This is a genomic window from Massilia endophytica, from assembly GCF_021165955.1.
GTDB classification, from domain to species: domain Bacteria; phylum Pseudomonadota; class Gammaproteobacteria; order Burkholderiales; family Burkholderiaceae_D; genus Rugamonas; species Rugamonas endophytica.
Genome location: NZ_CP088952.1, coordinates 51,168 through 63,792, shown reverse-complemented (window position 1 = coordinate 63,792; position 12,625 = coordinate 51,168). Strand labels below are relative to the sequence as shown.

Below are 12,625 nucleotides of genomic sequence, written 5' to 3'. Positions count from 1 at the left end.
GATATGTCCGACATCCTGAACAAGATCCTGGCCGTCAAGGCCGACGAAGTGGCCGCGGCAAAAAAATACCGCAGCCTGGCCAGCCTGCGCGGCGAGGTCGAAGGCGACAAGGCGCTGCGCGCAGACCTGCGCGGTTTCGAAGCCAGCCTGCGCAAGCACATGGCGGCTGGCGCGGCCGGCATCATCGCCGAAGTGAAGAAAGCATCGCCGTCGAAAGGCGTGCTGCGCGAAGACTTCCGTCCTGCCGAGATTGCGCAGAGCTATGCGGCCAACGGCGCATCCTGCCTCTCCGTGCTAACGGACAAGCAGTTCTTCCAGGGCTCCACCGAGTACCTGCAGCAGGCGCGCGCCGCCTGCGCGATCCCCGTGCTGCGCAAGGACTTCATGGTCGATATGTACCAGATCTATGAAGCGCGCGCGATGGGCGCCGACTGCATCCTGCTGATCGTGGCCGCGCTGGATCACGGCCTGATGGCCGAAATGGAAGCCTGCGCGATGGAGCTGGGCATGGACGTGCTGATCGAATCGCACGACGGCGCGGAGCTGGATGCGGCGCTGAAGCTGAAGAGCCGCCTGATCGGCATCAACAACCGCAACCTGCGCACCTTCGAGACCTCGCTGGAGACCACGCTCGGCCTGCTGCCGCGCATTCCGGCCGAGCGCATGGTGATCACCGAATCCGGCATCCTCTCCACGGACGACGTCAAGCGCATGCGCGATGCGGATGTCCACGCCTTCCTTATCGGCGAAGCCTTCATGCGCGCCGCCGATCCCGGCGCCGAGCTGCGGCGCCTTTTCGCCTAAGCCGCCTAGCGGATCGTGGTCGGGCGCGGCAGCGCGCCCGATTTGCGCGCGGGATCGAGAGTGAGCTTGATGCCGGGGACGCGGTCGCCCTGCAACGTCGCCTTGAAGCACATGAGTTCATCGCGCCGGAAGGCGTGCACTTCGACCGTGTCCCCAACGCTGTAACGCGCCAGCAGGGTATCCACATTCGCCGGGTTACCGGTGACGCGCAGGCCGTCGATGGCGACCAGCAGGTCGCCCGCGGACAGGCCCGCGCGGTGCGCCGCGCCGCCTTCATGAACGCTGGACAGCTTGCAGTCCGCGCCGTCGCGGCCCAGGTTCACGTCCAGGCTCGGCTTGCCCGGCTTGCGCTCGTCGCTGTATTTGACGCCGAAGGGCGCCAGCAGCTTCGCCAGCGGCACGTCCTCCGTGCCGCGGATATATTTTTCGAAGAAGGGCCTCAGCTTCATGCCGCTTACTTCGTCGAACAGGCTTTCCACTTCGGCTGGCGTAATGCCCCGCCCGTTCGTATGGAAATCGCGGCCGTAGCGCTGCCACAGGGCGAGCATGATGTCGTCCAGCGAGCGCCTGCCCGCCGACTTGGCGCGGATGCTCAGGTCGAGCCCCATGCCGATCAGCGAACCCTTGGCGTAGTAGCTCACGATGGCGTTCGGCGCGTTCTCGTCCTGGCGGTAGTACTTGCCCCAGGCGTCGAAGCTGGAGTCGGCCACGCTCTGCTTGGTGCGGCCTGCATTGCGCAGCACCCCGCCAATACCTTTCGCCACCATCTTGTAGTAAGTGGCTTCGTCGATCATGCCCGAGCGGACGAGGAACAGGTCGTCGTAGTAGCTGGTGAAGCCTTCGAAGAGCCACAGCAGCGGCGTGTAGTTCTCCACCTGCAGGTCGTACGGCGCGAACGCGGAAGGCTTGATGCGCTTCACATTCCAGGTGTGGAAGTACTCGTGGCTGCACAGGCCGAGGAAGCGGATATAGCCTTCGCTGCGTTCCTTGGCAGGCGCCGCAAGGCTCGGCAGGTCGGCGCGGGCGCAGATCAGTGCCGTGGAAGCGCGGTGCTCCAGGCCGCCGTAGCCATCGCCTACCGCCAGCGTCATGAAGACGTAGCGGTCCATCGGCGCCTTCCTGGTCTTGGGCTCGAAGAAGGCGATCTGCGTTTCGCAGATGGTTTTCAGGTCGGCGGCCAGGCGCGCCATGTCCAGATTAGGCACGCGGCCGGTGATCACGATATCGTGCGGCACGCCGTGCGCCTTGAAAGTGGCCAGCGCGAAGTCGCCCATCTCGACGGGACTGTCGATCAGCTCATCGTAGCTGGCGGCGGCGTAGGTGCCGAAGCCGTAGCGCTTCGCCTTCAGTTCGGGCAGCGCCGTTGCCACGCGCCAGTTGCGCGCAAGCTCGTCGGCCGGACGCTGGATGTCGACCACGTGCTGCACGTCCTCCTGCCCGGCCACTCGCAGGAAAACGCTGGTGCCGTTGAAGAAGCCGTGCGTCTGGTCCAGATGGGCGGCGCGCACGGAAAGGTCCCATGCATAGACTTCGTAGTGCACAGTGAGCGGGCCTTTGACGGGCGCCGCCTGCCACGAGTGCTTGTCCAGCTTCGTGAGCTCTACCGCCTGCCCGCCCGCTTCGGCGCGTATGCGGACGATGTTGCGCGAGAATTCACGGATCATGTAGCTGCCCGGAATCCAGGCAGGCAAGGCAAACACCTGCCCTTCCGCGGCAGGCGCGGCGACGGTGACGCTCACCTCGAACAGGTGGGCCGCCAGGTCCCTGGCGGCAATGGTGTAGGCGATGGTCTTATTTGTCTTTTTCATCGTAGATCGGCTGGTGTATCGATATCGCGGAAAATGCCCGGGTCGTCGACAGGGACTTCCTGCACGGCGCTGTTCCTCACGATGCCGCGGGCGCCTTCGTCTCCTTGCAGCGCCAGCAGCGCGGGCAGATGCAGGCGGCTGAACGCCACCGGATTGCCCCGCTTTCCATCATGTACCGGCGCGGCGATATCCGCGCCCTCTTCCAATGCCCGCGCCAGCGCGGCGATGGTGGCTGGCTGCACATGGGGCATGTCGCCCAGCGCCAGCACCCAGCCGTCCGCATAGCCAGCCTGGCGCAGGCCATGCACCAGCGAACAGGCCATGCCCTGGTGGGCATCGGGACACTCGGTCACCATGCACCCCAGGGCCGAGAGCTCGGCCGCCGTGGCTTCGTCTCCGCTGCGCACCACGGCCACCACTTCGGGCAGCGCCGCCAGCATATGCCGGGCGCTCGCGGCCAGCACCGAAGCGCCGGTTGCCAGCGGCTGCAGCAGCTTGTTGCAGCCGCCGTCCGGAGAGAACCTGCTTCCCCGGCCAGCGGCCAGCAGAATGCCTGCGATGCGCAGCGATGCCACGTCAGGCGCTGGCGAGGTCGAACGGCAGCTTGCGCAGCCGTTTGCCCGTCAGCTTGGCCACCGCATTCGCGTAGGCCGGCGCCAGCGGCGGGAAGCCCGGCTCGCCCATGCCGGTCGGCGGCTCGGTCGAGGCCACGAGGTGCACGTCCACCACCGGCATGTCCGGCATGCGGGCGACGACGTAATCGCTCAGCTGCGACTGTTCCACCTTACCATCCTTGAGCGTGATGGCGGCGCCCGGCAGCGTGGTGCCCACCGCCATGAGGATCGCCCCCTGCGCCTGGGCTTCGATGGTCATGGGGTTCACGGCCTGATTGCAGTGGATGCCGGCGGTAACGGTATGCAGCTTGGGCGTGCCGTTCTCCACGGAGGCCGTCACCACATAGGCCACCACCGTGTTGAAGGACTCGTGCAGCGCGACGCCCCAGGCATGGCCTTCCGGCAGCTGCTTCACGCCGTAGCCGGACTTGCCCACTGCGAGGTCCAGCGCGGCGTGATGGCGCTTGTGATCGGCCGGGATCAGCTTGCGGCGGTATTCGACAGGATCGACGCCTGCCAGCGCGGCAGCTTCATCGATCAGGGTCTCCATCACGAAGGCCGTGTGGGTCGAGCCCACGGAGCGCCACCACAGCACGGGCACATTCTGCTTCGTGTTGTGCACGGTGAGGTTGAGCGGCACCTTGTACGGTTCGCCCATGCCTTCCACCATGGTGCCGTCCACGCCGTTCTTCACCATGAAGGGTTCGAAAGGCGTACCCGCCAGGATGGACTGCCCGACGATGGCATGGTCCCAGCCGACGATATTGCCCTTGTCGTCCAGGCCGATCTCGGCGCGGTGCACATGGGCCGGACGGTAGTAGCCGCCCTTGATGTCGTCCTCGCGGCTCCAGATCACTTTCACCGGACCGCTCTTGCCTGCTGCCTTGTAAGCCTTCGCCACTTCCACTGCTTCAACGATGTAGTCCGAAGTGGGCACGGCGCGGCGGCCGAAACCGCCGCCCGCCATCATCGTGTTCAGGGTGACCTGCTCGGGTTTCAGGCCTGCGGTGCGCGCGGCCGCCGCCTGGTCCATGGTCTGGAACTGGCTGCCCGCCCAGATGGTGCAGGAGTCGGCCTTCAGGTCCACCACGCAGTTCAGCGGCTCCATCGGCGCGTGCGCCAGATAGGGGAACTCGTAGACGGCGGAGATCTTCTTCGCCGCGCCGGCAATCTTCGACGTGTCCGACTTCTTCGCAGGGAGGCCCGGCGTTGCGGCCAGCTTGCGGTATTCGTCGAACTGCTTTGCCGTCGATACCTTCTCGACGCCGCTGGTATCCCAGTCGATCTTCAGCGCGTCGCGCGCCTGCTTCGCCTGCCAATAGCCGTCCGCGACCACGGCAACGCCGCTGCCGCCACGGTCAGTGGCCACGGGCAGCACGGCAACCACGCCGCGCATCTTCTTCGCCTTGGCGGCGTCGAACTTCTTCACCTTGGCGCCGAACACGGGAGGATGGGCGATCACGGCCACCTTGGTCCCGGCGGGCTTGAAGTCCATGCCGAACTGCTGCTTGCCGCTCGACTTGTCGCGCGCGTCCAGGCGCGGCGTGGGCTTGCCGATGATGCGGAAGTCTTCGGTATTCTTCAGCACCACGTTCGCGGGCGCCGGCTGCTTCGCCGCCGCTTCCGCGAACTCGCCGTATGTGGCCTTCTGGCCGTTCGGGCCGATCAGCGTGCCCTTCGAGGTCTTGACCTGGTTCGCGGGCACATTCCATTTCTCGGCCGCCGCGGCGATCAGCATGGCGCGCGCCTTGGCGCCGATCTCGCGGTACTGGCCCCAGGAATGGGCCACGGTGCCGGAGCCGCCCGTCATCTGCATGCCGAACATGGGGTCCTTGTACTGATCGCCCGCAGGCGCCAGGGAGCCGCGCATCTGCGACCAGTCCGCGTCCAGCTCCTCGGCGATCAGCATGGGCAGCGCGGTCTGCACGCCCTGGCCGAATTCGAGGCGGTTCACCTGCACGGTCACCGTATTGTCCGGCGCGATCTGCAGGAAGGCGTTCGGCTTGTAGTCCGGCTTCTGCGGACCCTGTGCCTTGGCAAAGCGGCCGCCGCCTGCCACGAAGAAGCTCAGCACCAGGCCGCCGCCCGCCACCTTCATGAAATCGCGGCGCGAGACGCGGCCTTCACGCTCAAGCGGTGCGGCCGTCAGGGCTTCGGCGCTCAGCACTGCGCCTTCGTTCAACCATTCTTTACGCATGGTGCTCTCCTCAGGCCAGGGTCTTGGCCGCGTCCTTGATGGCGGCGCGGATGCGTTGGTAGGTGCCGCAGCGGCAGATATTGCCCGCCATGGCGCTGTCGATATCTGCGTCGCTCGGCGCCTTGTTCGACTTGAGGAGCGCGGTGGCGCTCATCACCTGCCCGCTCTGGCAGTAGCCGCACTGCGGCACATCGTGCTTGACCCAGGCGTCCTGCACGGCCTTGCCCACCTTGTCCGACTCCATGGCTTCGATGGTGGTGATCTTCTGGCCCACGGCGGCGGAGATGGGGGTCACGCAGGAACGGATCGGCTGCCCGCCGAGATGCACGGTGCAGGCGCCGCACAGGGCAGCGCCGCAGCCGAATTTGGTGCCGGTCATATTCAGGTTATCGCGCAGCGCCCACAGGATAGGCGTGCTTGGATCGGCATCGACTTGCGTGTCGCGGCCGTTGATGTTCAGGATTACCATGAGAACTCCTCAGTTTTGGCGATTGCTGCGTGAAGGGAGATGCGGCGCACCGGCAGGCGCGCCCTTGCACGGCGGGTCTGAGCGCCCGCCTTGGTCATTGGCTTACTGCTTGATGGTTGCAAACTTCGCTTCCAGGCCCTTCAGGTCGATGGCGCCTGGAATGCGGCTGCCGTCGGCGAAGAAGATGGCGGGCGTACCGTTGACGCGCAGCTTCTGGCCCAGCGCCAGCACCTGTTCGTTCGGCGCCGTGCAGCTGGCCGGGGCCGCGGGGGCAGCCTTGCCGCTCACCATCCAGTCGTCCCAGGCCTTGTTGCGGTCGGCGGCGCACCAGATGTTCTTCGACTTGGTGAAGGAATCGGGGGAGAGGATGTTGTACATGAAGGTGTACACGGTGACGTTGTCCACATCCTTCAGGGTCTGCTGGCGGAAGCGCTTGCAGTAGCCGCAGTTCGGGTCTTCGAACACGGCGATCACGCGCTTGCCGTTGCCCTTCACCGTTTTCAGGGCCAGCTCCAGCGGCAGGTCCGAGAACTTGATCTTGTTGATGTCGTCGATACGGGCCTGGGTCAGGTCTTCGCTGGTCTTCAGGTTGAAGACGTGGCCCACGATCAGGAAGGTGCCCGTCTTGTCCGTATAGCGGATTTCGTCGCCGACGCGGATCTCGTACAGCCCGGCGTAAGGGGTCTCCTTCACCGAATCGATCTTCACACCCTCGCCAAGGCGGGGCTCCACCGCTTTGCGGATATTCGCTTCCACGGGATTTTCCGCTCCGGCACAGGACATCAACAGCGCCGATGCCAGCAACAATGCGGTCTTGCTCTTTCTCATACGGTCTCCGGTTACTGCTTGCCCAGGGCATGGGCGATCAGCCGGCGCTTAACCACCGGCAACTTATCCAGCAAGTTTAGCCCGAAATTGCGAACCACGCGCACGGGTTCGAGATTCGTGGAAAACAGGCGTTCCAGGCCGTCCGTGGTGGCTTGCATGACCAATACCTCCTCCTTGCGCGAACGCGCGTAGCGCGCCAGCACGCGCTCGTCGCCGATGGAGCGGTGCTGTTCGCGCTCGCTCACGGCGCGCACCAGGTCCTGCACGTCGCCGAAGCCCAGGTTCATGCCATGTCCGGCCAGGGGGTGCACCACGTGGGCCGCATCGCCCACCAGGGCCACGCGGGGCGCCACCAGCGAGTGCGGCCGGATCAGGCGCAAGGGGAAGGCGCGCACCAGCTCCGGCTGGAGCGGCGTCAGCTTGCCCAGTTTGTCGGCAGCGAACTTCGACAGGCGCTCGGCGAGGGCCGCCGCGCCTTCGCTGCACAGGGTATCGGCCAGCATGTCCGGCGCGGACCATACCAGCGACACGCGCTTGCCCGGCAGGGGGAGCAGGGCCACGATGCCCTCGTCGCAGGTGAACCACTGGTGGGCGGCGCCGTGGTGCGGCTTCTCGCATTCGAAGTTGCTGACCACGCCCTTCTGGGAGTAGGTGCGGTAATCGAGGCCGATATCGCACTGGCCGCGCACCCAGGACTGGGCGCCGTCCGCTCCCACGACAAGCGAGGATTTGAGCTCGCTGCCGTCGTCCAGGCGGATGGTGGCCACGTCTTCGTCCGCTTTCAGCGCGGTGGCGTGGCCGTTCACGATGTGGACGTTCTGGGCGAAGCGCAGGGCCGCGTCGAGGGCCTGGTTCAGGTTGCGGTCCTCCACGATCCAGGCCAGGGTGTCCGTGTGGGCGCCGAAGGCGTCGAAATGCAGGCCGCCGGGCTGCTTGCCGTCGCCCTGCACCACCATGGCGTCGACCGGCGCAATGCGGGCCTGGTCCATGGCGCCCCAGACCTTCAGGGAATCGAGCAGCTTGCGGGCCGTGTGGTTGAGGGCGAAGACCCGCACATCCCAGCTTGCCTCATCGGCGCGCTGCGGCGCGGCGGGCGGCGCCAGCACGGTCACGCTCTGGCCGGCCTGGGCGAAGGCCAGGGCCGCCGTCTTGGCGATGGCGCCGTCGCCAACGATGCACACCGCCGTCTGCACGTGGTGGCGGGAAGAAGTGGACGAATTGTTCATCTCCCCATTATAGCTTTCGCGCCGGAACGGGGGCGCAAGGGGAATCACTTAGTCCCACAGGGGCGCGATGCCTTCGGGATTGGCGATGCGCCCGTTCCTGTCCAGTGCCGCGATGGCTGCCATGTCCTCCCCGTCCAGCTGCAGGCCCAGCGCCCCCAGGTTGGCCTCCAGGTTGGCGCGGCGGGTGGAGGACGGAATGACCGCAAAGCCCTGCTGCAGCAGCCAGGCCAGCGCCACGCGCGCCGAGGTGGCTCCATGCCGCTTCGCAATGGCGGCGATGACGGGGTCCTCCAGCACCTTCCCATAAGCCAGCGGCATATAGGCCGTGAGATGGATGCCGTGGCGGCGCGCGAAATCCACCACCTTGCGGTTCTGGAGGAAAGGGTGGATCTCCACCTGGTTGGTGGCAATGCGCCCTGGCCCCACGGCCGCCATGGCTTCCTGCATATGGCGCACCGTGAAATTGGAGATGCCGATCAGACGGGTGAGGCCCTGGTCCTGTGCCTGCGCCAGTTCATCCATGTATTCCGCCACCGGCACGGCGTCGCCGGGCGAGGGCCAATGGATCAGCGTGAGGTCCACCTGCTCCGTACGCAGCTTGCGCAGGCTTTCCTGCAGGCTGGGGATCAGCTTCCCGCGCGGCAGGTTCTCCGTCCAGATCTTGGTGGTGATGAACACTTCGCCGCGCGGCACGCCGCTCTCGGCGATGGCCAGCCCCACTTCGGCCTCGTTGCCGTAAATCTGGGCGGTGTCGATATGGCGGTATCCGGCTTCCAGGCCGTTGCGCACGGAGTCGATGACGGTCTGCCCTTCAAGGCGGAACGTGCCAAGGCCGAACTGGGGAATGGTATGCATGGGAGCTCCTGTACTGTGAACAGGCGCTACTATGCCCTCTCGCTTTCTTGAGAAAAACCACCTATTCCGCAATTGATATTTGCAAGGCCAGCAAAGATCGTCACCAGCACCCGACAATTTGACCTTGCAAAACGGAATCCATCTGCTATAATTCTGCTCCTTGGCCTGGTAGCTCAGTTGGTAGAGCAGAGGACTGAAAATCCTTGTGTCGGTGGTTCGATTCCGCCCCGGGCCACCAAGAATAAAAAGTGAAAACGCCACCTTCGGGTGGCGTTTTCGTTTTCCCCCCTCATTTGCCCCGCACAATCCCGAACGCGGGCCGCGCGCGCAGCGTGAAATACGACGCGGCGATCGCGAGGGTGACCACGCACATGAACACGAACTGGAAGCGCGAGTCGGGATTGAAGGCCTGGGAAAGCAGCACCGCTGCCAGGGTAAGCAGCGCGACGCCATTCCCGAAGGGGTAGAGCCACGACCTGGCGCTCTTCTGGCTCATCCTTGCATGGGCCAGGATAATAAAGATCCACACCATCATGATGAAGGCGCCGCTGCTCTTGGCCAAGGTCAGGAACAGGTCGCCGCCGCTGGCGAAGTGCACCGCGAGAATACCAAGGCACACGGCGAAGCTGAGCGCCAGCGCGTTCAGCGGCACTCCCCGTGCATTGGTACGGCCGAACACTTCCGGCGCGTAGCCGCGCTGGCTCAGGGAGTACATCATGCGCGAGTTCGAGAACAGGAAGGAGTTCATCACCGACATGAAGGAAACGAACAGCACCACCTTCATCGCCGTCGCGGCCCAGGCATACCCCGCAAGGCTGAACAGCGAGACATAGGGCGACTTCAGGCTGGCGCTATCGGTCCAGGGCAGGCACAGGATCACGATGGACACGGAGCCCACATAAAACACCATTACCCGGAAAAGCACGCTGCGGATGGCCCTCACCACATTTTCGCGCGGCTTCTCGGACTCGCCCGCCGCCACGGCCGCAATCTCGCTGCCGCCGAGCGAAAAGATCACCACGGTCACCCCGGCCAGCACCGGCAGCACCCCATTCGGCATGAAGCCGCCGTGCGCCGTCAAATTGCTCAAGCCGGGAGCGGGAAAGCCGCTCTGCAGGCCCAATAGGATCGATACGCCCAGCGCCATGCATAGCAGGATCGATGCGATCTTCGCGAACGAGAGCCAGTATTCGGCTTCGCCGAAGGAGCGCACGGAATAGAGATTGCTGGAGATGACGATCGCCAGCATGAGCAGCGCTCCCGCCCAGACGGGCAAGCCGGGCAAAAAGTCGTTCAGGATCGCTCCCAGCAGGATCGCCTCGATGGTAATGGTGATCATCGACTTGAACCAGTACAGCCAGCCCACCGCATAACCGGCCCATTCGCCGAGGTACTGGCTGGCGAAGGTGGAAAAGGAGCCGCTGTCGATGCTCTTGGCTGCCATCTCGCCGAGCATGAACATCACCAGGATGACGACGAAGCCGCCGATCAGGTAGGAGAGTATTGCGGCCGGTCCGGCGGTGGCGATGAGCGCCCCCGAGCCGACAAACAATCCCGCGCCGATCACGCCGCCGAGGGCGATCATCGTGACATGGCGTTGCTTCAGGCTGTGAAGCAGCTCGTTCTTGTGCGTCATGCGGGGGCCCTTCTGCCGGGTTGTCTCGCGCTTGATGATAGCACTCAACAGGATGAACCCCTACAATGCGATACCAGCCAACAGGGGAGACAAGGCATGCCGCGTTACGTCGCACTGCTGCGGGGCGTCAGCCCGATGAATGCAAAGATGCCGGAACTGAAGGCCGCGTTTGAAAGCGCTGGCTTCACCAACGTCAGGACGCTGCTCTCCAGCGGCAATGTGGCATTCGACGCCCCCTCCAGCACGGAGAGCGCGCTGGAACGCAAGGCCGAACGCGCCATGCAGGAGGTGCTGGGCCGCAGCTTCTATACCATTGTGCGCCGCTCCTCGCACCTGAACGAGCTGCTGGCGGGCGACCCCTACGCGGGCTTCGGCGTGCCGCCGGAAGCCAAGCGCGTGGTCAGTTTCCTGCGCGACGAGCCCCAGCCCAAGTCGCAGCTGCCGGTCAGCATGAGCGCCGCGCAGATCGTTTGCGTTGTGGACAGGGAAGTGTTCTCCGCCTACCTCCCGAACGCGGACGGCCCTGTCTTCATGCGCCTGATCGAAAAGACGTTCGGCACCAACATCACCACCCGCACCTGGGACACCGTGCGCAAGTGCGCGGCCGCATAAGGAAGAACGAGATGAAGCGATTCGTTCTGGCCTCGGCCGTTTTGTTCTATTTTGCGCATCCGGCGGGCGCCCTCGAAAACTCGGCCACTAGCAGTTGGGACGGCAAAGCGATTGCCTATCCACAGGGGCAGGCCGAAGTCGGGGACAAAGCCGTGAAGCTCTTCGTGGTGTACACCGGCGCGGCAGGCGGCACGCTCACCATCGCGCACCCCGAATTCAAGGCTGCCGCCCGTCAGGAGTAGTGCGGCTGCCGACGGACCTTCAGCCGTTACCGATCGTCAGGGTCGTGGCGCGCGTGCCATGGGTTCCGGTCGCCAGGTGCTGGTCGTGGAAGGTCTGCCCGGGGGCTCCCGCGGCGGTTCCATACATTTGCAGAACCCAGTTGGAATTGACGACCTTCTTGGCGCCGACAGCGTAGTTCTCCAGGGTGACGCGGTCTCCCCCGTCGACCATGATCACGCCCGCATAATGGTAGATCCAGCGGGCGGCGCCGCCGACGGCGGCCGAACCGGGAGCGGAATGCTCGGTTGCCATGGCATACGACTGGCCGACCACAGGCGCGGCGGAGTGGTTGATCCCGGCATACACATCGAACGCGGCCTGGCCTGCCGCGCCCAGCTTGTGGTAAATGAAACGCGCCCTCGGGCCGGGCGTGAGCGGTATGTCTTCCGCGAATCCGGCGGCCTTCGCCTGCTGCGCGCTGGCATAGGTTTTGGTTGGGGCCAGCGAAAGCGCAGTGCGCCGGGCGGAGCCCGGAGTGGTCTTGTAGTGATATCCCACGGCCGCATACGCAGCCGCCGTGTTAGCCTTGAGGAAGGAATCGAGCAGTTCGATATAGACCGCGTTGGTGAATTTGGTCGCCGATGCGTCGATCTCCTGCGCCTTGAGGCCATCCAGCTTGCTGCCCTTCTTCGTGCCGCCCTTGCTGCCATGGACCGGCATCACCACGTGGTCGCCGCCGCGGTCCATCGATGTGGAGCCGCTCACCTCGGCCGAGGCTTTGCTGCAATCGGCCCAGACCAGGAGCGGGTCCACGGCCGCGCGGGCCGCGCCCAGATTGGCATGGTCCGTCACGGTCTGGCTGCCGTCGGGGTTGTTGGCGACGGTACTCGCCGAACTTTTCAGGCGCGCTTCCTTCCATTCGATGCCGACCTGACGGAAATTCCCGCCCGGCACCGCAGCCCCTTGTACGAGGCGCACCGCGCTTTTAGCCGCCGTCAGTGACTCGTTGGCGGTGGTGATCGCCGCCGCCGTGGCCTGGAGGTTCTGGGTCATCGGCTCCAGGCGGATGGCGCCGTTCTGGCTGGTCCGGTAGTCCGGGCCGCCAGGGGCCAGGGGAGCTTCGGCATAGCGCTGGATCACCGCGCCCTGCATTCTCGGGCTGCTCATCGTGGCGCTGATCATCCCCCGCTGCGCTACCTGGCGCGTGCTGCCCGAGACCAGTTCGGCCAATTGCCGCTGTCCGGCGAGGCGGGCATTGGGCGCCGGGCCGGGATCGCCCGCCATGGCGCTGCCACGGTCAGGCTTGGATGCATCATGGACTACCGGTTTCTGTGCTTTTGGTTCCCGCATCGCC

12 protein-coding genes and 1 tRNA gene are annotated in these 12,625 nt (G+C 65.2%); 4 read left to right on the top strand and 9 right to left on the bottom strand.

Annotation, left to right across the window (positions count from 1 at the left end):
- Positions 1 to 3 precede the first annotated feature (3 nt).
- Positions 4 to 804, top strand: coding sequence for an indole-3-glycerol phosphate synthase TrpC (trpC, locus tag LSQ66_RS00315; RefSeq protein ID WP_231767843.1), 801 nt, complete (start codon positions 4 to 6; stop codon positions 802 to 804).
- Between the two features lie 5 nt (positions 805 to 809).
- On the opposite strand, the gene LSQ66_RS00310 is transcribed toward trpC, so the two are convergent.
- The 7 genes from LSQ66_RS00310 to dkgB all read right to left on the bottom strand — a co-directional run bounded on the left by LSQ66_RS00310 (position 810) and on the right by dkgB (position 8,801).
- Complete coding sequence (locus LSQ66_RS00310; RefSeq protein WP_231767842.1) at positions 810 to 2,612, bottom strand: M61 family metallopeptidase; 1,803 nt, start codon at positions 2,610 to 2,612, stop codon at positions 810 to 812.
- Positions 2,609 to 3,187 carry a nucleotidyltransferase family protein gene (locus tag LSQ66_RS00305; protein ID WP_307730239.1) on the bottom strand — a complete coding sequence of 193 codons (579 nt, stop codon included), beginning with the start codon at positions 3,185 to 3,187 and terminating at the stop codon, positions 2,609 to 2,611. The genes LSQ66_RS00310 and LSQ66_RS00305 overlap by 4 nt, the downstream gene beginning before the upstream one ends.
- Before the next feature lies 1 nt (position 3,188).
- Positions 3,189 to 5,423, bottom strand: coding sequence for a xanthine dehydrogenase family protein molybdopterin-binding subunit (locus LSQ66_RS00300; RefSeq protein ID WP_231767841.1), 2,235 nt, complete (start codon positions 5,421 to 5,423; stop codon positions 3,189 to 3,191).
- A 10-nt stretch (positions 5,424 to 5,433) separates the two neighbouring features.
- Positions 5,434 to 5,892 (bottom strand): (2Fe-2S)-binding protein, encoded by a 459-nt coding sequence (locus tag LSQ66_RS00295; protein ID WP_231767840.1) that lies wholly within the window; start codon positions 5,890 to 5,892, stop codon positions 5,434 to 5,436.
- A gap of 102 nt (positions 5,893 to 5,994) precedes the next feature.
- Positions 5,995 to 6,720: a DsbC family protein gene (locus tag LSQ66_RS00290; RefSeq protein ID WP_231767839.1), complete on the bottom strand. Its 726-nt coding sequence runs from the start codon at positions 6,718 to 6,720 to the stop codon at positions 5,995 to 5,997.
- A gap of 11 nt (positions 6,721 to 6,731) precedes the next feature.
- Complete coding sequence (locus tag LSQ66_RS00285; protein WP_231767838.1) at positions 6,732 to 7,946, bottom strand: UbiH/UbiF family hydroxylase; 1,215 nt, start codon at positions 7,944 to 7,946, stop codon at positions 6,732 to 6,734.
- A 48-nt stretch (positions 7,947 to 7,994) separates the two neighbouring features.
- The gene (dkgB, locus tag LSQ66_RS00280) at positions 7,995 to 8,801 is read right to left on the bottom strand and encodes a 2,5-didehydrogluconate reductase DkgB (RefSeq protein WP_231767837.1); all 807 of its coding nucleotides are present in this window, start codon (positions 8,799 to 8,801) and stop codon (positions 7,995 to 7,997) included.
- Positions 8,802 to 8,963: 162 nt separating this feature from the next.
- Between dkgB and LSQ66_RS00275 the strand changes: the two genes are divergently transcribed.
- Positions 8,964 to 9,039, top strand: a tRNA-Phe gene (locus LSQ66_RS00275).
- Positions 9,040 to 9,090: 51 nt separating this feature from the next.
- Here the strand turns inward: LSQ66_RS00275 and LSQ66_RS00270 are convergent.
- Positions 9,091 to 10,437: an amino acid permease gene (locus LSQ66_RS00270; protein WP_231767836.1), complete on the bottom strand. Its 1,347-nt coding sequence runs from the start codon at positions 10,435 to 10,437 to the stop codon at positions 9,091 to 9,093.
- A gap of 96 nt (positions 10,438 to 10,533) precedes the next feature.
- Between LSQ66_RS00270 and LSQ66_RS00265 the strand changes: the two genes are divergently transcribed.
- A complete protein-coding gene (locus LSQ66_RS00265) occupies positions 10,534 to 11,049 on the top strand; it encodes a DUF1697 domain-containing protein (protein ID WP_231767835.1) in 516 nt (171 codons plus the stop codon).
- An 11-nt stretch (positions 11,050 to 11,060) separates the two neighbouring features.
- Complete coding sequence (locus tag LSQ66_RS00260; RefSeq protein WP_231767834.1) at positions 11,061 to 11,291, top strand: cupin domain-containing protein; 231 nt, start codon at positions 11,061 to 11,063, stop codon at positions 11,289 to 11,291.
- Between the two features lie 19 nt (positions 11,292 to 11,310).
- On the opposite strand, the gene LSQ66_RS00255 is transcribed toward LSQ66_RS00260, so the two are convergent.
- Positions 11,311 to 12,621: a hypothetical protein gene (locus tag LSQ66_RS00255; protein ID WP_231767833.1), complete on the bottom strand. Its 1,311-nt coding sequence runs from the start codon at positions 12,619 to 12,621 to the stop codon at positions 11,311 to 11,313.
- Positions 12,622 to 12,625: the final 4 nt, after the last annotated feature.

Coding starts and splice junctions, on each gene's coding strand:
- trpC (WP_231767843.1), top strand. CDS start 4: ATGTCCGACATCCTGAACAAGATCCTGGCCGTCAAGGCCGACGAAGTG.
- LSQ66_RS00310 (WP_231767842.1), bottom strand. CDS start 2,612: ATGAAAAAGACAAATAAGACCATCGCCTACACCATTGCCGCCAGGGAC.
- LSQ66_RS00300 (WP_231767841.1), bottom strand. CDS start 5,423: ATGCGTAAAGAATGGTTGAACGAAGGCGCAGTGCTGAGCGCCGAAGCC.
- LSQ66_RS00295 (WP_231767840.1), bottom strand. CDS start 5,892: ATGGTAATCCTGAACATCAACGGCCGCGACACGCAAGTCGATGCCGAT.
- LSQ66_RS00290 (WP_231767839.1), bottom strand. CDS start 6,720: ATGAGAAAGAGCAAGACCGCATTGTTGCTGGCATCGGCGCTGTTGATG.
- LSQ66_RS00285 (WP_231767838.1), bottom strand. CDS start 7,946: ATGAACAATTCGTCCACTTCTTCCCGCCACCACGTGCAGACGGCGGTG.
- dkgB (WP_231767837.1), bottom strand. CDS start 8,801: ATGCATACCATTCCCCAGTTCGGCCTTGGCACGTTCCGCCTTGAAGGG.
- LSQ66_RS00270 (WP_231767836.1), bottom strand. CDS start 10,437: ATGACGCACAAGAACGAGCTGCTTCACAGCCTGAAGCAACGCCATGTC.
- LSQ66_RS00265 (WP_231767835.1), top strand. CDS start 10,534: ATGCCGCGTTACGTCGCACTGCTGCGGGGCGTCAGCCCGATGAATGCA.
- LSQ66_RS00260 (WP_231767834.1), top strand. CDS start 11,061: ATGAAGCGATTCGTTCTGGCCTCGGCCGTTTTGTTCTATTTTGCGCAT.
- LSQ66_RS00255 (WP_231767833.1), bottom strand. CDS start 12,621: ATGCGGGAACCAAAAGCACAGAAACCGGTAGTCCATGATGCATCCAAG.